This is a genomic window from Polynucleobacter antarcticus (genome assembly GCF_013307245.1).
In the GTDB taxonomy this organism is placed as follows: Bacteria; Pseudomonadota; Gammaproteobacteria; order Burkholderiales; family Burkholderiaceae; genus Polynucleobacter; species Polynucleobacter antarcticus.
Map to the genome: position 1 here is coordinate 2,124,070 of NZ_CP028941.1, position 20,406 is coordinate 2,144,475.

25 protein-coding genes and 1 tRNA gene are annotated in these 20,406 nt (G+C 43.3%); 5 read left to right on the forward strand and 21 right to left on the reverse strand.

Going from position 1 to position 20,406, the window contains the following annotated elements; translation table 11 throughout:
- Positions 1–121: 121 nt before the first annotated feature.
- Positions 122–253 carry a hypothetical protein gene (locus DCO16_RS11345; protein WP_302480371.1) on the forward strand — a complete coding sequence of 44 codons (132 nt, stop codon included), beginning with the start codon at positions 122–124 and terminating at the stop codon, positions 251–253.
- A 16-nt stretch (positions 254–269) separates the two neighbouring features.
- Here DCO16_RS11345 and DCO16_RS10990 read toward each other — a convergent pair whose 3' ends face one another.
- The 10 genes from DCO16_RS10990 to DCO16_RS11035 all read right to left on the reverse strand — a co-directional run bounded on the left by DCO16_RS10990 (position 270) and on the right by DCO16_RS11035 (position 6,684).
- Positions 270–557, reverse strand: coding sequence for a Rap1a/Tai family immunity protein (locus DCO16_RS10990; RefSeq protein WP_173943679.1), 288 nt, complete (start codon positions 555–557; stop codon positions 270–272).
- A 233-nt stretch (positions 558–790) separates the two neighbouring features.
- Entirely contained in the window at positions 791–1,765 is a 975-nt protein-coding gene (locus tag DCO16_RS10995) for a linear amide C-N hydrolase (RefSeq protein WP_173943680.1), read from the reverse strand.
- Positions 1,744–1,881 (reverse strand): hypothetical protein, encoded by a 138-nt coding sequence (locus tag DCO16_RS11000; RefSeq protein ID WP_173943681.1) that lies wholly within the window; start codon positions 1,879–1,881, stop codon positions 1,744–1,746. The genes DCO16_RS10995 and DCO16_RS11000 overlap by 22 nt, the downstream gene beginning before the upstream one ends.
- Positions 1,882–2,231: 350 nt before the next feature.
- On the reverse strand, positions 2,232–2,537 hold the full coding sequence (locus DCO16_RS11005; protein WP_173943682.1) for a styrene oxide isomerase: 306 nt from the start codon (positions 2,535–2,537) through the stop codon (positions 2,232–2,234).
- Between the two features lie 200 nt (positions 2,538–2,737).
- Positions 2,738–4,060: a lipase family protein gene (locus DCO16_RS11010; RefSeq protein WP_173943683.1), complete on the reverse strand. Its 1,323-nt coding sequence runs from the start codon at positions 4,058–4,060 to the stop codon at positions 2,738–2,740.
- 386 nt (positions 4,061–4,446) lie between these two features.
- On the reverse strand, positions 4,447–4,977 hold the full coding sequence (locus tag DCO16_RS11015; RefSeq protein ID WP_217426669.1) for a cytochrome b/b6 domain-containing protein: 531 nt from the start codon (positions 4,975–4,977) through the stop codon (positions 4,447–4,449).
- The gene (locus tag DCO16_RS11020) at positions 4,974–5,432 is read right to left on the reverse strand and encodes a diheme cytochrome c (RefSeq protein ID WP_254598052.1); all 459 of its coding nucleotides are present in this window, start codon (positions 5,430–5,432) and stop codon (positions 4,974–4,976) included. The genes DCO16_RS11015 and DCO16_RS11020 overlap by 4 nt, the downstream gene beginning before the upstream one ends.
- A 7-nt stretch (positions 5,433–5,439) precedes the next feature.
- Positions 5,440–5,823 carry a DUF1924 domain-containing protein gene (locus DCO16_RS11025; protein ID WP_173943684.1) on the reverse strand — a complete coding sequence of 128 codons (384 nt, stop codon included), beginning with the start codon at positions 5,821–5,823 and terminating at the stop codon, positions 5,440–5,442.
- A 301-nt stretch (positions 5,824–6,124) separates the two neighbouring features.
- Positions 6,125–6,200, reverse strand: a tRNA-Phe gene (locus DCO16_RS11030).
- Between the two features lie 214 nt (positions 6,201–6,414).
- Positions 6,415–6,684, reverse strand: a complete 270-nt coding sequence (locus DCO16_RS11035) for an EF-hand domain-containing protein (protein WP_173943685.1) — start codon at positions 6,682–6,684, stop codon at positions 6,415–6,417.
- A 260-nt stretch (positions 6,685–6,944) separates the two neighbouring features.
- Here DCO16_RS11035 and DCO16_RS11390 point away from each other — a divergent pair, with 260 nt between their 5' ends.
- From DCO16_RS11390 to DCO16_RS11050, 3 genes are all read left to right on the forward strand, one after another.
- A complete protein-coding gene (locus tag DCO16_RS11390; RefSeq protein WP_173943686.1) occupies positions 6,945–7,136 on the forward strand; it encodes a cysteine-rich CWC family protein in 192 nt (63 codons plus the stop codon).
- Positions 7,137–7,361: 225 nt separating this feature from the next.
- Entirely contained in the window at positions 7,362–7,631 is a 270-nt protein-coding gene (locus DCO16_RS11045; RefSeq protein WP_173943687.1) for a type II toxin-antitoxin system Phd/YefM family antitoxin, read from the forward strand.
- Positions 7,628–7,903 carry a type II toxin-antitoxin system RelE/ParE family toxin gene (locus DCO16_RS11050; RefSeq protein WP_173943688.1) on the forward strand — a complete coding sequence of 92 codons (276 nt, stop codon included), beginning with the start codon at positions 7,628–7,630 and terminating at the stop codon, positions 7,901–7,903. Before DCO16_RS11045 ends, DCO16_RS11050 begins: the two co-directional genes overlap by 4 nt.
- Here the strand turns inward: DCO16_RS11050 and DCO16_RS11055 are convergent.
- The 11 genes from DCO16_RS11055 to def all read right to left on the reverse strand — a co-directional run bounded on the left by DCO16_RS11055 (position 7,900) and on the right by def (position 19,633).
- Positions 7,900–8,082 (reverse strand): antitoxin VbhA family protein, encoded by a 183-nt coding sequence (locus DCO16_RS11055; protein ID WP_173943689.1) that lies wholly within the window; start codon positions 8,080–8,082, stop codon positions 7,900–7,902. The two genes, DCO16_RS11050 and DCO16_RS11055, sit on opposite strands and share 4 nt — an antisense overlap.
- Positions 8,079–8,426, reverse strand: a complete 348-nt coding sequence (locus tag DCO16_RS11060; RefSeq protein ID WP_173943690.1) for a type II toxin-antitoxin system RelB/DinJ family antitoxin — start codon at positions 8,424–8,426, stop codon at positions 8,079–8,081. The genes DCO16_RS11055 and DCO16_RS11060 overlap by 4 nt, the downstream gene beginning before the upstream one ends.
- A gap of 323 nt (positions 8,427–8,749) precedes the next feature.
- A complete protein-coding gene (locus DCO16_RS11065; protein WP_173943691.1) occupies positions 8,750–9,079 on the reverse strand; it encodes a hypothetical protein in 330 nt (109 codons plus the stop codon).
- Between the two features lie 237 nt (positions 9,080–9,316).
- Positions 9,317–10,669: a hypothetical protein gene (locus DCO16_RS11070; RefSeq protein ID WP_173943692.1), complete on the reverse strand. Its 1,353-nt coding sequence runs from the start codon at positions 10,667–10,669 to the stop codon at positions 9,317–9,319.
- Positions 10,670–10,880: 211 nt separating this feature from the next.
- Complete coding sequence (locus DCO16_RS11075; protein ID WP_173943693.1) at positions 10,881–13,091, reverse strand: OsmC domain/YcaO domain-containing protein; 2,211 nt, start codon at positions 13,089–13,091, stop codon at positions 10,881–10,883.
- A 102-nt stretch (positions 13,092–13,193) separates the two neighbouring features.
- On the reverse strand, positions 13,194–13,871 hold the full coding sequence (locus DCO16_RS11080; RefSeq protein ID WP_173943694.1) for a response regulator: 678 nt from the start codon (positions 13,869–13,871) through the stop codon (positions 13,194–13,196).
- A 2-nt stretch (positions 13,872–13,873) separates the two neighbouring features.
- Positions 13,874–16,168: an ATP-binding protein gene (locus DCO16_RS11085; protein WP_173943695.1), complete on the reverse strand. Its 2,295-nt coding sequence runs from the start codon at positions 16,166–16,168 to the stop codon at positions 13,874–13,876.
- On the reverse strand, positions 16,165–16,746 hold the full coding sequence (locus DCO16_RS11090; RefSeq protein ID WP_173943696.1) for a DUF4390 domain-containing protein: 582 nt from the start codon (positions 16,744–16,746) through the stop codon (positions 16,165–16,167). The genes DCO16_RS11085 and DCO16_RS11090 overlap by 4 nt, the downstream gene beginning before the upstream one ends.
- The gene (rsmB, locus tag DCO16_RS11095; protein WP_173943697.1) at positions 16,743–18,056 is read right to left on the reverse strand and encodes a 16S rRNA (cytosine(967)-C(5))-methyltransferase RsmB; all 1,314 of its coding nucleotides are present in this window, start codon (positions 18,054–18,056) and stop codon (positions 16,743–16,745) included. Before rsmB ends, DCO16_RS11090 begins: the two co-directional genes overlap by 4 nt.
- A 70-nt stretch (positions 18,057–18,126) precedes the next feature.
- The gene (gene fmt, locus DCO16_RS11100; RefSeq protein ID WP_173943698.1) at positions 18,127–19,110 is read right to left on the reverse strand and encodes a methionyl-tRNA formyltransferase; all 984 of its coding nucleotides are present in this window, start codon (positions 19,108–19,110) and stop codon (positions 18,127–18,129) included.
- A 7-nt stretch (positions 19,111–19,117) separates the two neighbouring features.
- Complete coding sequence (gene def, locus DCO16_RS11105; protein ID WP_217426670.1) at positions 19,118–19,633, reverse strand: peptide deformylase; 516 nt, start codon at positions 19,631–19,633, stop codon at positions 19,118–19,120.
- 71 nt (positions 19,634–19,704) lie between these two features.
- Here def and dprA point away from each other — a divergent pair, with 71 nt between their 5' ends.
- Complete coding sequence (gene dprA, locus DCO16_RS11110) at positions 19,705–20,403, forward strand: DNA-processing protein DprA (RefSeq protein WP_173943700.1); 699 nt, start codon at positions 19,705–19,707, stop codon at positions 20,401–20,403.
- Positions 20,404–20,406: the final 3 nt, after the last annotated feature.

Consider the following 20,406-nt stretch of genomic DNA (forward strand, 5'->3'; position numbering starts at 1 on the left):
CTAGCAATTCTATGCCATTTTAAAAAGTAATCTCCTCATTTTTAACCTAAGCTAAAAGTAGAAGCTAGTGCTGAAATGACCTCCTCACATATTTTTAATGAAGTTACTGGCCGAGCCCATTATGGCGAAAAGGGGAGTCAATACAGACGTACATGGCATTGCAGGGAGCGAGGCTAACAGCCCTAGCATTAGTCGTCTAGAGCCTGAGCGCAGAAGCTTGAACCACGCAGTCATTCATGCTGACATTATTTAAGACGAACTAAAACTGTTTAATTCTTGCAGGGCCACTTTTTTATCATTGCATCGAAAGCCAGGGAAGCAAAAGCCTCCTTCATGCGATCTGGCTGAGTTGCAACATAGTCACTCACTACTTTAGCTCGTTCTTGCACATTGACAGTTTTCGGTATGCAGATTTTTTTATCATAATGAGCATTATCTTCAACGCCTAAAATAATCCCAATACAAAGTCCTTGATTAAATCCCTCTGTCTTTCCACTTGCTACCTCACTGCATATCGAATTGAGAGTAGCGGTTGTTAAATCAGGTATGCTATTCATATTGGAACTTCCAAATGACCAGGTTGAGCTGAAGAAGAGCCAAGCAATCAGAATGTTTGGAACTTGACTACTTATTTTTATATACATATAAATAGTTTAATTGAGTATTTTTTCATTCTATGTCCGTCAGAAGAGAAAAAAGCCAGGCCAAAAGAAAATAGCCCAACAAGTAGGCTATTTAAAGTTCTTGGTGGCCCAGGGCAGAATCGACCAGGGCCCGAGGATGTCTGACTTTAGTTCAACTTAATATAAGTCTGTGGAGCATCAAGACTAATGTACTTAATGTCTTTGGAATTCATGTCCATTCTTTTTAAGTCAAATTCTTGAACATTGGTATTGCCAAACATTTTTATAAAGTATTTCATATTCTTAATATCACTAACAACTGACCACTCAGTGATCTCCACTCCACCAACACCACCACCATAGGAGTTTGTGGCAGGTAGCTGAATCGCCCCGGGCGGGATGTCAAAGCTTCCTAAAATATGCCATGCTGTATTAGTTTGTTGTTCTGAAGATAAGTTTTTAGGGGCAGATTTTGAAAGAAAGAGAGCCCTAATAAAGCGGCTTGGGCTTAAGTAGTCACCAGGCAATCCATGTAAACCACTTCCTGAACTTGGCGGAATATATGAAGCACCATTGATAACTAATGGATCTTTTTCTACTGGAGTGAGGTTTGCATAGTTACCAATATTGGCTAAATGAAATGAAAAGGCAGGATCATTGGTCATCACATGCGTTGGATTGTCAGTGATGACTAACTGGCCTTTAATGTATTCAATTGCAATACTTTTACCCCCCGCATCATGTAATGTCATATGAAGAGGAGCGGCTATATTGTGATATTGAGGAATAGTGGAGCGATTAACCTTAATAGCCCTGAAGCCAGTCTTCACTTCATCAACAGTAGCAAAGTTAGTTAAGGCATAGATCAGCATTTGCGCTGAAGCAATACTATTTCCAGAATCGCCGGGAGCTACGACCTGAAAGTCTGCTGTATTAGGAGCATTTAATAGGCCGCCTACTAGACCTTTTTCATTCATACCATCAACTAAGAATGGCAACCCAAGCACATTCAAACCAGCCACAGCGTATTTTGTAGTCCAATTCTTGCCGGTACCTGGCTTTCCATCCACTCCGACTCCTGACATCTTCAAGCTTCTGGGCACTAGAGTTAATTGGGACTTTAGTGGAAGACCAAACTCCATCGTGCGGCCATAGACAAACCACCATCGTTGCCAGATAGAAGGAAGCTAGTACAAGCATTTGCCAAAGGAGCAAAGCCAAGAGATGTCGCAATGAGCATACTCAGTAGTTTTTTCATAGGTCCTTATGTTTTCAAAAAATTGAATATATGTGAAATATACCTTACCTAAATATCGCTTTAAATGACATGCGCAGATGAGGGGTGTTTGACTGACCCAAAAATTGTGGAAGTCTAACTATCTAACCATTTGAGAACTCAGGATTAATCGTCTGAAATAGGCTAAGTATTAAGATTAATACAAATGCTACAAGGCTAAATCCATTGATAAGCCAAGGTCTCTTCTTGATTGATGGACAATCTATTAGCCCGACAATAACCAGCACAACGGTCAGTAAAGCTAACTGGGATAGATTAATTAAAATCAATGTGGCGATATTCCAAAAACCCGTAGTTCCTGGTACAAGATTTTAATGGACGATATATTGCTCTCTGCCGCCCCCAAAAACCCCAACCAAAAATGTTCCCACCCAGTTAGCCCAAAGCGATACATATAAAGTGAGGGTTGCTATTTTTTTGGAGAAAGCAGGTAGCGATAGCTGGGGCCACATCCAAGCAAAGGCAAAAAATACTAGGGCTTGTACTGCTCCAATGAGATGCGCCTGTAGCAATCCAATTTGAGCTGCCGCATAAGGAGAGTAAATGGGCGCTAAAAGCCCACATAGAAACATCACCAGGCCGGAGACTAAGAATTTTTTCTCAAATTGAAAGTTCATACATCTCCAAAAAAAATCAGATTAACTTTAACGTGCACTTTTTAATTGCCAATACTGATAGCTCCAGCAATATGCTATTTTTATAATCATTCGTTATATGTGGAGTTACTTGTACTACCCACAAAATAAAACACCGCAGATTTGCCTCTACGGTGCTTTACGATACTTCTTGCTAGCTCAGGACAGAATCGACCGAGGCCCTAGAATATCTGACTTGATTTCAAGCTCTTAGGGCAACCATTAAGAACGGGCTTGCCAGCAATGCGATCTTTTACCCATTGAAGATACATCGGACCAGAAACCCCAGGAGTTGCGAAATGCGTTTGCTCCCCAGGCAATTGGATACGCTCGATATTACTTCCCATGGCACACATTTGTTTTTGATAAAGTTCGTGCATGATCGGAGGAACCGCCGTATCTTTCGTGCCCCAATAGATTATTACTGGCGCAACCGGCTTAACGGGCAAAACGCTGCCATCAATAAGGGCTTTTACCCAGGCCATGGTATTGGCTGGCTTATCACTTAGGAGCGCTTTGAACTGATTGCCATAGGTGTAATTTAGGGTATCTGCAGTCACATGCATACATTTGTTAGTGAGCACTTGATCAATCACTTTTGAGCCCTGATCTGTAAACATATCACTGAGCTTCAGATTGGGGTAAGCCACTTGCGTCCCCCACATAGTCATCGCAAAATGGGAGAAGTTAAATACGTTATCGGAAAATAACTGAATGAGTCCATTAATGGCTTTATCGGCAGAGGCCTGATCTTTATTAGCATTCTGAATCATTACCCCAGCATCATCAGGAGCCAATGCAACAAATCCTAGCACCTGCAAATCATCAGTCACGGCACCCTTCTGATTAAGGTAATCTCCCAAGCTGGCAGCGGCAATCGTTGCCCCGCCACCTTGTGACCAACCATAGAAAATAGTGCGTTTACTGGCCCCAGTGTCTTTTATGGAAATTGCTGCGCGCGCTGAGTTAATTAAATCGCGGCCATTGGTTCCAGCTACAGCATATTGATGCTTACCGCCGCCGCCCAATCCTTGATAGTCAGTTGCTACAACAACATAGCCTTCCTTAATAAACTCCTCTAGGTTTGGAATGCCGTAATCCGTCCACGAATTACCGCCTACCAAGAAATACTGATTTAATGGAGCTGCAGGATTAAGCACTTGGGACGGTCCACAATTTTGTGCTGTTCCCGTTGTTCCATGCGCCCATGCCATTACCGGTCTCCCCTCAGATGGCGCCTTAGCAATAGGAGCAACAATTAGCCCCGTTGAAATTGTTTTTCTGTTGCTGACATCTGAAGAGATATAGGCAATGCGCCATGCTTGAGCACCGGGTACATTGGTCTTAATAGACTCTTTTTTAATCACTTGGCCAAGCTGTCCCTCTGCTTTTAGTTTGGTAACGGCTTCATAAAAAGGGGGTATTGCTGGATCTGCTAAGGTAGGAAAAGAAACCCCACTAAAAATAATGGCAGTAATGAATGCTAGTTGAAATTGAAAAGTCATTGAGGTCCTCAAATAAAGCTTATGTATTAATTATAATAATACGAGGCATTCATAATGGTATAGGTTGTCGTTTAAAACGATATTTCTAGCGAAGACTATAGCTTGGTGGCATCTGCAGGGTGCCAAGCATGAACATAGTGACATCCGCTAGACAGCGAGTGGATTACCGCAAATCAACTTGATCTAGCCCAAAAGAAAATAGCCCAACGAGTGGGCTATTCAAAGTTCTTGGTGGCCCGGGGCAGAATCCACCAGGCTCTAGAATGCCTAAATCTATCTACTGAGTTAAGCTCGGCGCTGCCCCACTAACAATCAAATAGAAGAGGTATCCCCATCCCAGTACCAAAATGAGCCCTATCAAATATTGGGGGAAGTGAATTGCTTGCTCAGGAAAGCCCTGTTTTTTGCCGCTCACCATTGCTCTTACTAGGTTCTCTTTTTGGAAGCAAACTCATCATAACTGCGGCGACAACGTGAATGATTACGAATGCTAAGGCTAGGCTCGAAATGGCTTCGTGCGCCCCGCTCATGAAATCCCCAAGAAACTCTTTAACACTCAAGTAGCCTGTGAGTCCAATTAAGAGAATAAGGAACATTAGTCCAACCATCACCATGCCTCCCACCGGGTTGTGTCCAGGAGTGTCATGCTGATGACCGCTCAATAAAACCTTAAGGTGCCCAATCATGTCTTTGGGGCCTTTAATGAACTGAGAAAAGCGAGCGTATCTCGTTCCAATGACGCCCCAGACTATACGAAACAATACTAGCGCACAGGCAGAATAGCCAAATGCATAGTGAATCATTTGTAGGCGCTCGCTTTCCGAAGTCAGCCAGGCTCCAGAAAAACAAATCACTAAGAGCCAATGAAAAACGCGAGTGGGCGCATCCCACACTAAGATACTTTGCTTATTATTCATTTGGCAGGTACTGCAACATTCTTTTCACTGAAAATACCTTCAGCCGCACCAGAATGACAGGCTCCGCAGTTAGCAGGACTTTTGATACTTTGCCTTTTCCAAACATCAGCTTTGATCTCATCATGCTTACGTACAAACCAAGAGGTTTTGGTGATGCGATTTTCTGGTGCCAGTTCGCTATATTTTTGTCTAGTCGCGGCATTCTTTCTTAACCAATTGGTAATTTCTAATTGATCTTTTTGTTCAATGCTCGCATCAGTACCAAAATGCTTGCTTAGGCTGCCCATTACATTTTGCCAACTCTTATCGCTCAGTAAGCCGGGGGGATATGCCATATGACAACTAGCACATTCAGCATCATAAGATTTAGGCATATCAGATGGCATAGGCATCTTTGCCGCTAGTACTGAGCCGGTCATGAGTAAAGCAATGAAAACCATTAACAGTTTGTTCATTAGCATCTCACTTAACACTCATCAACCAAGAAAGCACATCCGCCTTTTCTTGAGCAGTGCATTCGTGGCCTAAAACATCGTTACAGTTGCGTTTGAACCATTTTTCAACTTTTGCTTGGTCACTAAATCGCTCTGGGTTCGCATTGGGTGACAAAGGCTTTATTACTTTGCCAGTAATAATATGTTTCGTGTCGTGGTTGGGTGGATTTTCATGGCACGAAGTGCAACTCCACTCCTGGCCATGCTTGGCGTTAAAGAATTGCTCGCCACGCACAGGAGATGCCCTGCCAGACTGTGCCTCATATCCCTTTAATAACTCCTGCGGGGTTACTGAAACAGCCACCTCAATAAAACTAAGCAATATCAAACCTACCAATAATTTTTTATGCATGATGCCGCGCCTCACTTATCTTACTTTTCAGTATGAGCTCATTGAGCGACTAAACCAAGACAGAGAAGTAATTATGTCTATGCTGATTGATATAGATCAAAAGTTTAGATGCAATGTCGTTTTAAACGACAATCCTAGCGAAGGCTTAGTCTAGAGACAGAGTAGAGCATCCCCACTTCTCGGATCATTTCGCATTGGAATAGTTGCAACGCTAAGCCAAAGTAGAAAAGCCCTGTGTAAACCATGTGCCCGATATAGAGCCAAAAGAAAATAGCCCAACTAGTGGGCTATTTAAAGTTCTTGGTGGCCCGGGGCGGAATCGAACCACCGACACAAGGATTTTCAATCCTCTGCTCTACCGACTGAGCTACCAGGCCATTTAAGAAGATCATTATACGCAAACTGTTTTAACGCTGTCTAAATGCGCCTACTGTAGCTAACTCTGTTGATTTATTGGGACTTCCTATATGGGTGGGGATGAGGCATCCTGTTTACGGTATTGATATTGCTGGGTTTTGTGTTGGGGTTGGGTAGAGGACTTCTAGTTCTCTATCAATTAAACCAGCTGAGTCGACAGCACATCAGTCAATCTTATTTCATCTGTTTCATTTGAGCTATTTCAGCAACACTTAACGAACCATTCTTATCTATATCCATCGCATTAAAGTCTTTTATAGATATATTACAAGCAGCGGCTTCAGATGCATTTAAGGTGCCATCTCCACTAATATCACACTGCTTCATCCAGATCTTAGCCTCTTCAAGGGTAATTTTTCCGTCTTTATTTTGGTCTGGTGATTTGATAGTCTGTGCCAAAGCCAAAGTACTTACTAGCGATAACGCAATTAAAATTGATTTCATTTGGCAGCTCCCTATTAGTGATTAGAAATTTAGATAAACATTGAACTCTTGTAGAGTCGAATTTTACTGCGCCCTATAGTCACAGTGAAATATTCCAAATTAACTAGGTTAAACCCTGATGAAAACCCTACGTTTTCATAAATTGCTATTCCCAGCCATTTGCGCATATCCCCTCGTCCCCACATGCTTGTCTTTTATTTCAACCGTAGCCAGACTAGGCATCCTCTACCTAACTGACCCCGTAGAATCAAGGCATGACTATGGAAAATACTTGGGCCATTTGCCCTGTTTGTGGAAAAAGCAATAGCTGTCAGATTGATCAAGTGAATCTTGGTGGCACTTGCTGGTGCTTTGGAATCTTGGTAGATCAGGAAAAACTTGAATTGATACTTGGGAACAAAGCAAAGGATCAATGCTTGTGTAGGGATTGCTTGGGTAAGTTAAGCGTCTAGTTACGGGACGCCTGTATGTAGCTTGTCTTGTTACCTAACAATCTAGTAGAGCAGACAATAACCGATCCTCTATCTAACGAGGCTTGATGGAATCAGGGCGCAAGCATTGAAGGTGATGGGCAATAGTGACGGGGCTATGAATCAACTAAACCGTCCCGATCAACCCTTGCGTTGATTAACAACATCATGTATAGTGCTATTAATCATACTATTTAGGAGGTTGTGATGGGTGCTGTTGTAGCCAACGATTTAAAGACCAAAGGCATTAAAGCCATTGAAGATGCTTTGCTTGGGCAACTTGAAGCGTCTCTATCTGTGCGTGGACAAGTCAAATATGTAGTGATGAGCCAGGAACAATATCAATACCTGCGCGAATGCGAGCTTGAAGCTGCGCTAGCTGAATCTCGGACTGATTTGGCGGGCGGACGATTTGTTAAGGAATCAGTAGCGCAACACATCAAGCGGCTTAAGCAAATCAATAAAGCTGCGCAATGACTTGGCAGTTAATTTTTACCGAGCAATACAACAGGCGCGCCGCTAAGTTCTTAAAGCGTCACCCTGATGTTGAGAGTCAGTACGCTAAGACATTAGAGTTGTTAGAGCTCAACCCAAATCATCCCTCACTGCGACTTCATGGGTTGACTGGCAGACTAGATGGCTTGCAAAGCATCTCCATCAACCTAAAATACCGCGTCACGATTGAAATGATCATTACTGAAAATGAAATCGTATTGATCAATGTGGGTGATCACGATACGGTGTATTAAGCTTTGCGATATCTCTCTTTAGTTTCTTGAATAATTTGTTCAATAGTTTTATTACCAAAAATAAAGTTATCCAACTCTTGAATAATTATTTCGGTGGGCTTAAAGCCCTCGATACGAAGTGATCCAATCGCACCAGACACTATTTTTTTCCGATTAGCTATTTCGGAATTAGTTTTCATTTTAATAGTTTCAATTTGGCTCGAGTTTTTGGATTTTCAATCTCTTCCATAGCGGTAATAGTTTTGGCATTGGGCATACGAAGGTCAAACGGAATAGTGCCATCAGTAGCTACACGCTTTAAAAATAAACGGATAGCATCTGAGACATTTAACCCCATTGCTTCAATGGCCTCTACTGCATCAGCTTTAACTTTTGCATCAATGCGGCAGCGTACATTTGTGAGAGTTATTCTTAATTTTTTTTCTATACATAACGTAATAGTAATTGCAAATTGAAAGAAGTTCAAAATAATCAAAAAGAATTTTTGAGCTATTTTTTTAGCCACCTTATAGCAGCCGGTCATATCGCCTGATACTAGCCAACTTCTTATCAATGCGAGATATTCGACCGCTGTCGATGCCAAATCGGGAAAATTCGAAACCGCTGCGAGCCAATGAATTCGGTGCTTAGCGGGCGGTGGGTCTTGCTGTGCTTAGACCCAATGTGCAGAACTGTTTTAGTCCTCTACCCTACGTTTTCAATCCTCTGCTCTACCGACTGAGCTACCAGGCCATTTAAGAAGATCATTATACGCAAACTGTTTTAACGCTGTCTAAATGCGCCTACTGTAGCTAACTCTGTTGATTTATTGGGACATCCTATATGGGCGGGGATGTTTTATCCTGTCTATCTATACCCCAGCACATCATCTTTTGTTCTCTTTTGCCCTTCAGCAAAACGCTTGCTACATACTCCTGCACCGCTATTAAATCGCTCTTTTTTGCTATCTACCTGCATCTGGTACATAGCATCAAAGCAGTCCCTGCGACTTTGATAATAAAAGGAGTTTTCGTGCGTTTGCTTCCCTTTATGAAAGTAGAAAAAATGTAATGTCCAATGCTTGTCGGGGCCCTCAATATCCACTTTACTTTGAATATTTCGTTTATCAATTGGTTTATCAACGGTTGAGCAAGCACACAAGATAAGAGTAAGGCAGAGGGTTAGGATTTTAGACATTACTTTAGCCGCACATTTTGATACTTATAGTCTATTACCAATCAAATATAAATGTCAGGGGGTTGAGTGGAAGACTGCGAGTCTTGCACTTATTCAGTGTCTAGTACGGGACTCTTACGAGCTTAACTTCAGATTGGGATTTGGAACATCTAAAGAATAAAAAACCGAGCGCTCAAATGTTAGATCTTGAGCGAATAAAACTTAAATGTCTAGCCACTTGATGGTAATTTCACACTCTCATTTTAAGACAGTAAATATTTTCAATAATTGGCTAATAGCTACAACTGAAATTAAACATGCTAAAACTTGAATAATTAGAGAATCCCAAACAACTAAGCCGTACAAAAGTAAAATAATAATAAAAAACGTTAAATTCAAAATCATTAGCAAGCGACTCCTAAAAAAGCCTAATAGGGGCAGGTGTGGCTTAATATTTTTTTGAATCACAGCTTTATACAACATGATTGGAATAATTCCAGTTGCAATAGTAGAGCCAAGAATGCCACCAATTGATAGGAAGATAGATACATCAGCCTTATCAATATCAACCAATATGGCCACCAACAACAAAGCCGCTAGTGTCGGGATTGCGGGCAAAATATATTGATTAAATATTCTTATGTTGCCATCTTGCACTTGCTTGCTTGATTTGAAAAAAATATTTACTTGTACACCAAGCTGGGCTGCACTTCGAATAGCTGCGAGGCCTGGAAGAATCAAAACTAAAACCGCACCCATAACTTTAATTAATGGATTAGTAACTTCACCCAACTCAATCAGAACTGTTCCATGAAGCCCAATAAGCTGACCAGGTAATAAGGTCAAGTCTACTGCAATGATCCATAAGCCCATTAAAAGCGCTTGAAATACAATCCCCCAAAGACTCCCCTTAATAAATAAATGTGCCTCAGGATTGCGTGGTAAAACATACATTGCGGAAGGAACAAGCAATAGAGGTCCTATAAAAGATAGAATCATTACCCCTAAAAATCCAGACCATATATTTGGAGCTAAGCCAAAATTATTAGTAAATGGCAACTGGAAATATAGGATTCGATCTATATCCACGAATGGAATGAGGGCAACAATAATTGTGATCATCACCAATATAGCTATTGCTCCTGCAACAAGTGACAAGCTATGGGCAATAGATCCAAATGAAATAACTAGTAATGTCACTACACCAAAAATGCTGAGGCTTAGATACTTAGACCACCCGGTAAATGCATTGAGTGTTTCAATAATTGAGATGTTACAAGCCAATAGCACTACGAAAAAAATTACTGTAATTGCGAGAGCAGTAATAGTGCCAGCTCTTTTCCCAAGATATATGACAACTAAATCGTGAAGATTTTTGGGTCTACTTTCAGGAGGTATTAAGACAATTGCCTCAGCAATAGCTGCTGTAGTAGTACACATTACTAGGGTTAGCAAAGCAATAATACCGAGTGATGGCAATACACCTAATGGAGCTGCAGTAATTGGAAATGCAACATAGGACATTGGTAAGCTTACTAGCGCCATAAAAGCAAAGCTCAGCCAAAATGGTGGCAAATTTAGTACACGATCAAGCCCTACTTTAATAGGCAATGAGGAATCCTTTAAGTAAAACAAGTTAAATAAAAGCCTAGGAATCAAACTAAAACATCAAATCACTATAACTTAAGGAGCCTTGCTGTATAGCTTATTAACCTAAACTATGGCTTCTCCTTAAATAATTCGCCTTGTTTGTAGAAAAACTAAGGACTGCCAGAATAGTCAAGTGGATATAAAGAAACTGTATTTGAACTCGAAAACATGTTTAATTGACTGTCGCCACTCCCCTAGCTCGTGCCGCATGCAATTTCTTGTAACTATCCATTAAACGGTGGTGTCTATCCAGCCCCTCTAAGTTGATGCTGGTTGGGGTCAGGCCATAAAAACGGATGCTGCCCTCCAGTGATCCGATCACGGCATTCATTCTTTCATCACCAAACATCCGACGGAGGTTGAGCACATAGTCTTCAAACTCTAAACTCTCATCTAGCTTAATCTCTAATGCCGCATTGAGGGCCTGATAGAACAATTTGCGCTCTACGGTATTGTCGTTATATTGCAGGAAAGCGCCGACCAACTCATATGCTTGATCGAATTGCTGTAAGGCAAGATTAATCAGTAACTTTAATTCCAGAACAGTGAGCTGACCCCAGGGGGTATTCTCATCAAATTCGATGCCGATTAGGGTGGCAATGTCGCCATACTCATCTAGCTCGTTATTTTCTAGACGCTCAAGCAAGTCGCCTAAGTTTTTGTTATCTAAACTAGATAGATTCAAAATATCTTTACGGAATAACAGCGCTTTATTGGTGTTATCCCAAATAAGATCTTCTATGGGATAGACCTCAGAATAGCCTGGCACCAAGATTCGGCATGCGGTAGCGCCCAGCTGGTCGTATACCGCTACATACACCTCTTTGCCTATCGCTTTAAGAATGCCAAATAAGGTAGCTGCCTCTTTTGCATTAGCGTTTTCACCATCACTAGAGAAGTCCCATTCTACAAAATCGTAATCGGATTTAGCACTAAAGAAGCGCCAAGAAACAATCCCACTAGAGTCAATAAAGTGTTCAACAAAGTTATTCGGCTCTGTCACGGCTTCGCTTGCAAAGGTTGGTGGGGGTAAATCATTTAAGCCTTCTAGGCTTCGTCCTTGTAGTAACTCTGTCAAACTCCGCTCTAATGCCACCTCTAAATTTGGGTGTGCCCCAAAAGAAGCAAACACTCCGCCTGTGCGTGGGTTCATCAAAGTCACACACATCACGGGATACACACCTCCCAACGATGCATCCTTGATTAAAACTGGAAAGCCTTGCTCTTCAAGTCCCTTTATACCCGCAAGGATGCCAGGATACTTCTGGAGGACTGCTTGGGGTACATCCGGAAGAGTGATTTCAGCTTCTAAAATATGGCGTTTTACTGCCCGCTCAAAAATCTCTGACAGGCATTGCACTTGAGCTTCAGCCAAAGTATTGCCCGCACTCATACCATTACTGACATATAAATTTTCAATCAAATTCGATGGAAAATACACTGTCTTACCATCGGACTGACGTGCATACGGCAATGCGCAAATACCGCGCTGTACGTTACCAGAATTGGTATCTATCAAATGCGATCCACGTAACTCGCCGTCAGGATTAAAAATATTCAGGCAATACTCATCTAAGATTTCTGTAGGTAAAGCATCGTTAGCACCCGGCTTAAACCAGCGCTCATTTGGATAATGCACAAATGTTGCATTAGCGATCTCTTCGCCCCAGAAGGTACCCGCATAAAAATGGTTATTACTCAATCGCTCGATATACTCACCTAAGGCAGATGCCAATGCACTTTCCTTAGTAGAGCCCTTCCCGTTGGTAAAACACATTGGCGAATGCGCATCACGAATATGCAAAGACCACACATTAGGAATCAAGTTACGCCAAGAGGCGATTTCTATCTTGATGCCGAGAGTGGCTAATAATTCTGACATATTGGAAATCGTTTGCTCTAGCGGCAAATCTTTACCAGTAATATAAGTACTAGTAGTAGCATCAGAGGCTGGCTTTACAGCCAATAGAGTCTGCGCATCTGCATCTAAGTTCTTGACTTCCTCAATCACAAACTCTGGTCCGGCTTGTACTACCTTTTTAACTGAACAACGTTCAACGGCGCGCAAAATACCTTGGCGATCATTTGCAGAAATATCTTCTGGTAACTCCACTTGAATCTTAAAAATCTGTTGGTAGCGGTTTTCTGGATCGACAATATTGTTCTGTGAAAGCCGAATATTTTCAGTGGGAATATTGCGGGTATCGCAGTACAGCTTGACAAAATAGGCTGCACATAAAGCAGATGATGCCAAAAAGTAATCAAAAGGACCCGGGGCAGAGCCGTCACCCTTATAGCGGATAGGCTGGTCAGCAATGACCGTGAAATCGTCAAACTTCGCTTCTAGACGGAACTTATCAAGAAACTTGACCTTTATTTCCATGGAGATGATTCCGAAAATGGTGTGGAGGCTATTATCCGCTGTAACGCCTATGCTTTGAATAGATCGCTAGCCCAAGAGCGGCGCTTTACTAAATACCTGCTTTTAGCTCTCGCCTTTATTGCGTGAAGTATCGATACCCAAAGCCTTGAGCTTGCGGTAAAGATGGGTTCTTTCAAGGCCAGTGTACTCAGAGATCTTAGTCATGCTGCCGCCCATAATGATCATTTGATGCTCAAAATAGGCTTTCTCAAAGAGATCCCTAGATTCTCTCAAAGGTAAATCAAAATAGGTTTTTGCAATGCCGCTGATGTACTCCCCTGCTGGCGGTCCAGCTGCCGTATCGCTGACGGCCACTTTAGTACTTGAGCTATGGGTAGGTTGAGAAACCCTATCCTCAGCTGGCTCAATATATTTTGGTGAACTTTCAAGTGCTTTAGTAACAGTCTTCAGCAGCTTTTGTAGTGCAATGGGCTTTTCTAAAAAGTTCAGCGCACCAATACGCGTTGCCTCAACTGCAGTATCAATGGTTGCATGGCCAGACATCATAACTACCGGCATGGTTAATTGGCCCGTTTTTGACCACTCTTTTAATAAAGTAATGCCGTCTACATCGGGCATCCAGATATCGAGCAGTACCAAATCTGGGCGCATTTGTTCACGAATCGTACGGGCCTGCATAGCGCTCTCAGCGGCATAAACAGTATGGCCTTCATCTGTCAGAATCTCATTGAGAAGCTCACGAATTCCCATCTCATCATCGACTACCAAAATACTCGCCATACTTATGCTGCCTCTTTTGCCAGATTCATAAACAAAATGGATACTTGTGCGCCCACTACTTCATCCCCCCGCACTCGATTACGGATTTCAATTTTAGCGCCGTGATCATCCACTATTTTCTTCACTACCGCCAATCCCAATCCAGTGCCTTTACTCTTCGTAGTAATGTATGGCTCAAATGCTCTTGCTAATATCTTAGCTGGAAATCCTGAACCACTGTCACTTATTGTTAAGCGTACAGCATTTTGCATTGCGCCATTTAATTCTCCATAAGGCACTAATTCTGTTTTTATTTCAACAGAGGCATCTTGATGCGCACCCTCAAGAGTAGCATCTTGTGCATTTTGCAGCAGGTTATGAATGACCTGTCGCAGTTGTGTAGGGTCGCCCATAATATTTGGACAATGATCATCTAAGCGGGTTTTTAAGGAGCTACCTTCATACAAACCTAAAATCTCTTGTGTTAGCGCATTAATGGAAAGGGGCTTCAGCTGCAATCCAGGAGTTTTTGCAAAATCCCGGAAATCATTTACCATTTCTTTCATGGCCTGAACTTGACCAATGATCGTCTCGGTACTCCGATTCATCATTTCTTCTTGCTCAGGCGTCAATTTTCCAGCCAGCTTATGCTGCAACCTCTCAGCAGATAACTGAATCGGGGTCAGTGGGTTTTTAATCTCGTGGGCTAGGCGTCTAGCCACCTCACTCCATGCAATGGAACGTTGGGCACTCACGACATCGGTAATATCATCAAATACGACCATGCGCAAATCCGAGTTCAACTCTGTGCCTCTCACAAAGAGAGTGACCTCCAACTCATTTTCAAACTCATTGGTGCGGTGCAGTTGAATCTGCTTTTGCCATACAGGCGCAACCTGTTGCCTCTCAGGATCAGCGGGGTCGCCATCTGCGCCAACTGCCAGCTTCATGGTAGCAAAACCCTCTTTAATGGTTTGTTCAAACTCTATCAAAGTAGGTGCATCACTTAATGGCCGACCATCCAATTGTGTCAAGTCTTGTCCAAAAATTCGGTCTGCGCCCGCATTACTAGACACCACATTAAAGTTTCTGTCAAAAATACATACTCCCGCAGTTAAGTTACCAAGTACCGTCTCCAAAAACGTTTTTGATTCTTGCAAAGATGTTCTGGTATCGGCTAGTTGACGGGTCATAACGTTAAATTGGCGGGTCAGCATGCCCAGCTCGTCCCCCGTATCTAATTCTGGCTTAGGTGATAAATCGCCTTTTGCAACAGCTTGCGTTCCCTTTAATAACATGAGTAAAGGTCGCGCCAATTGGCGACCAAGCATCAGCGCAAGCGTGATGGCTACAAATAACGCAAAAAATAGGGTTAATGTCAGCGTGCCCACAAACATTTTGCGTAGGCCCGTACGTCCTAAGGACTTTTCTTGGTATTCGCTATAGGCAGACTCAACCGCAAAAATGTTCTTGGCTAATGGGCTAGGAATCAGACGCACTAATTGTAAAAAATACTTATCTTCGACATCACGTTTGCCTTGAACCACTTTTTTTCGAACTATAGGCACTATCGCCCTGACTTGATAAGCGCGCTGTCCCTCTTCCACCTCTATTTGATCAATAAAGGTAAGGCCATTTTTTTTAAATGCCTCTGCAACTACATCGGCACTAGGCGCAGGCAAATATTTTTTAGAGCTGGGCTCACTCGATAAAATTAAATTACGCCGTATATCAAAAAGGCTGACCTCTTGGATGCCAAATTGATTACGAATCTTCATTACCATGGCGCCGACTTGATCAGAACTGGTTCCCGAAGGAACTTGGGTGATCTGTTCGGCAATGAAATTTCCCTCAGCCAAAATCTCTTCTTGAGCAATCTGCAAGGTTACTCGACCCAACTCTAAGCCAGAGTTGAGTGCGGACTCCACCTTGACATCAAACCAGGTTTCAATACTTCGAGAAACGAATTGCAAGGAAACGCCATACAGAATTAATCCGGGTACGACTCCAACCAAAGCAAAAATCATTGCTAACTTGGCAATCAGGCGGGTACCGAAACGCCCCTTATGCCAGCGAATAGCAATCACTATCACTAAAGTCAAAATGACTAAAGTTAAACAAATACCAATTGCTATATTGGCTGCATAAAGCCAAATAAAATAGTTGTCAAAAAATTCAGTATTAGATGATGCGATAGATAGCAGCACCAATAGCACCAGCGCAAAGGTACCAATGACCGCAATTGATATAGGTAGCGCCCGCCTTTTCCAAACTTCTTTTTGGGCAGACTCCAGCTTAAAAAAAGTAAATGGCGTCATCGTCTAATCGGGCTGGGCCCATTTGGCAGAAAAGGAAGTCGTGCCCAGTCACTAGAAAGGTTCCATTCTCGATTATTTAAAGCATTTACTTGAAACGGCTTCGGTAACTTACTTAAATCCAAAGTCAGTCTGAGGGCTGCGTTATAAGATTTGCTGGGATCTAGCTGGCTACTATCAACCACTCGCCAACCTCCAATTGTGCCTACTGCCTGCAAGGCTTCAAAAATGGTTTTCGCAGAAAAGCTAAATCCTTCTGAGGCAATACGATACTGCTGAGTTAGCGGTTGGTAAGACAGACGCGTATTGCGCACTGTAAGTGCAGGCCGCTCGTCAAACCAATACCATCGAGAGCGGGTAACCTCAAACTCTGTTTGAAAATGTAAGACCAAACCCTTCTGAAGGGCATCTTCTAATCCAGGGGTCAGCTCAATCTGGAAGGTCGCATTGAGTAGCCACTCACTATCCACTTTCTCTAACTCGAGAGATTTGAGCTTAATGCCTTCCGCACTTACTCCTGCCGCGAACAGGCTTAGCGATAACAGCATACAAAATAGGAATTGTTTACAGCGTTGGCTCATGGCCCATTTTTCTTAAACAAGGCATAGTAAAAACCATCATTAGTCTCGGTGGGCAAAATTTGTCCGGGGGCGCTTAATCGTAACGCATCTGCATGCTGTGCAGAAAACCAAAGTGCCTGCATTTCTCCCTCTTCAGGAAATACTGAACAGGTCACATACAAGAGCAGGCCACCTGGCTTGAGCATCTTCCAAGACTGGGCCAGAATGGCACGTTGTCGCAGCTGTAACGCTCCAATATCAGCTTCACGCCTTAAAAACGGAATATCGGGATGTCGAGCTACGATACCCGATGCAGAACAGGGCGCATCCAATAAAATTTTATCGAATAGCTTTCCGTCCCACCAAGCGCTCTTCGAGGCATCACCGCGCACCACCCGAACAGCATCAGATTGCAAGCGCAGACGATCCAAATTACCGCCAATTTTACCGAGGCGTTCGCCATCCAATTCCAAGGCAGTCATCTCACATTGGGCTAACTCTAATAAGTGCGCTGTTTTTCCGCCCGGTGCTGCACAAGCATCCAAGATCCGATCACCCGGCTTGGGATCCAGCAATATAGCGGCAATTTGTGCGCCTGCATCTTGCACAGAAACGGCGCCACTATAAAACCCAGGCAGTTCGGAGACGGGAACTGGTTCACGCAACAATAATGCCGAATCCAATGAAACGCCTGCAATATCCTCAATAGGCTCAGCTGCAATACCAACTTCGCTCAGCAAGTCTTGGTATGCCGCACGCGTATATTGCTGGCTATTGACTCGCAATATGAGGGGGGCACGTTGAGCCTGCTGAATCAGCATGGCATGCCACACTTTTGAGTAATTTTTCTTAAGATTTGCACGCCACCAAGGTGGGAAAAACATAGGTATGGGGTCTGGGGGGTAAGGTCTATTTGCCTCTTCCTGAACCAGTAGGCTAACCTTGCGCAAAACAGCATTCACCAATCCTTTGGCATACATAGTTGGCTCGTACTCACTACATGCTTTTACCGCTTGATCCACAATCGTATGCACTGCATAGCCTTTGCCATCAGTACTGCTCTGTAGAAATAGAGGAATGGCTACACTCAAAAGATATTCCACTTCTACAGGCGGCGTCTTGGGAATAAATTGTTTAATGAGCTCATGTGATCTCACCCATTTACGTAAAGTATCAAAGGTGAGGCTTTGTACGATAGGTCGTTCGTGAGCATCTAGCTGATCCAAGACTTCTGTCAGCGATCTTCCAAGCATCACCTCTCCAATCGCTTGGGCAGAAATAGTGATTGCTTCCGATAGGGGGAGGCTGCGTGATGTTGCTTGATCAGTCACAAGATTCCATTCTGGGTAAACGAGCAATCCACCATGACAAAAAAAGCAATCTTAATAATTTCAAATATGTTCATTGCCCAAATACACTCTCAACCAAGCCGGGGCCAATACAAACACTTGCTGCCAATTTTTTCCCACTGGGTTTTTGCATTTCTAAAATTTCAATTACGCCCTGGCCACACTGCACCAATACCCCATCACTGCTCATACTTAAAATCGTGCCCGGCTTCTTAGTGTGCATCATGGCTTGATCGCTACCTAGGCGAGAGTTCCATAATTTTATGGGTTCACCATTTAAAAAACTTGTTGAACCTGGGAAGGGATTAAATGCACGAATACAGTAATCAATTTTTTCTGCGCTCATGCCCCAATCTATTTCTGCTTCACTCTTTTGGATCTTTTCTGCATAAGTCACTCCATCAAGTGGCTGTGGGGTTGCCGTCAACGATTTATCTTGCTCCAAGCTACTGAGTGTCTGCACCATCAAAGCAGCGCCTAATTGAGCTAAGCGATCATGCAATGATGCGCTGGTCTCCTCCGAAGAAATATCCAACGCTTTTTTTAATACGACGCCTCCCGTATCTAAACCGGCATCCATTTGCATAATGCTCACGCCCGTCTGGCGATCACCGCTTTCAATAGCCCGCTGAATCGGAGCAGCGCCACGCCAGCGCGGCAACAGCGATGCATGAATGTTAAAGCAACCATAGCGGCCATTTTTTTCAGCTAGATCCAAAATGTCTTGCGGCAGAATCAAGCCATATGCAACTACCACCATCGCATCAAAATCTACAGTAGATAGATGTTGATATGCCTCTTGCGCTTCAACGCTTTTCTTTTGGTTTGGATGATTCTGCTTTAGGGTTACTGCTTGCAATATGGGAATATTTTTTTCTTGGGCCACTATTTTTACTGGGCTTGCCTGCAAATGCATACCTCTTCCAGATCGACGATCTGGCTGCGTGAGTGCGAGAACAATGTCATGGCCAGCATCTAAGATAGCGCGCATGGCATGGGCAGCAAATTCTGGGGTACCTGCAAAAACAATTTTCATGGGGCGCTTAGCGCTGACCTATTAATTCTTTAGCGCGCTTTTTCATTTTTAGGGAGATACGATTGCGCTTCAAAAAAGATAAGTACTCGACAAAAACTTTCCCTTTGAGATGATCCATTTCATGTTGTATGCAAACGGCCAATAAGCCATCTGCCTCTACTTCAAATTCTTTACCATTTCTATCAAGTGCTTTCACGCGCACAATCGCTGGCCTATCTACCTCATCATAATATTCAGGCACCGAGAGGCAACCCTCGCGCCAAGATTTTTTCTCTGGACTTACCCAAACTAATTCAGGATTAATAAAAACCAGCAGGCCATCTTGATTCTCTGACACATCAATCACAATAATTTGTTCATGAATATCGACTTGCGTGGCTGCTAAGCCGACCCCCGGTGCGTCATACATAGTCTGAGCCATATCAGCCACTATTTGTTTAATGCGCGCATCTACCTGCGCTACCGGTTTTGCAACCCGAAGTAGGCGTGGATCTGGATAACAAAGGACGGTTAATAAAGCCATATCAGAATTATCCAACAGAGTAATCCGACTGTCCCGATAGTTCTGATATCCCTAAGCTTGAAAATGGCTCCATGCAGACACTTCAAACAATGGATATCCAAGCTATAAGTCATACAGACCCTCAGTACCCAGACCGCTTGCTTGCTTTATATGACCCTCCCAGTCCGCTGTATATATATGGTGAAGCTGCGCTTCTCAAGATGCCCATGATCGCCATTGTGGGCTCGCGCATGCCTAGTGCCGAGGGGGTGAAAAATGCGCTCTATTTTGCCCGGGCCCTATCTAAAGCGGGTTTCTTAATCCTTTCTGGGATGGCTCGTGGAATTGATGGGGCAGCGCATCGCGGAGCACTTAGCCTTGGAGAGGGCCATCGCACTGTTGCGGTATGTGGCACTGGGCTGGATATTACCTATCCACGAGAACACCAATTGCTAGCAGATAGCATTGGTCGGCGAGGCTTGTTGCTGTCTGAGCTCGCCCCAGGAGTAGGGCCAAGACCGAGCCACTTCCCTCGCAGAAATCGCATCATTGCTGCACTTTCATTAGGGGTACTTGTAATTGAGGCTGCTGAAAAATCAGGCTCCCTCATCACGGCCAGGCTCGCAACTGAACTGGGAAGAGAGGTGTTTGCCCTGCCAGGGTCGCTCTACAACCCACTTTCAAGTGGTTGTCACCAGCTTATTCAACAGGGGGCCAAGTTAACGCAACACCCGCAAGACGTTCTGGATGAGCTGTCAATCTACCTAAAAACATCATTTAAGGCCACTTAAAGC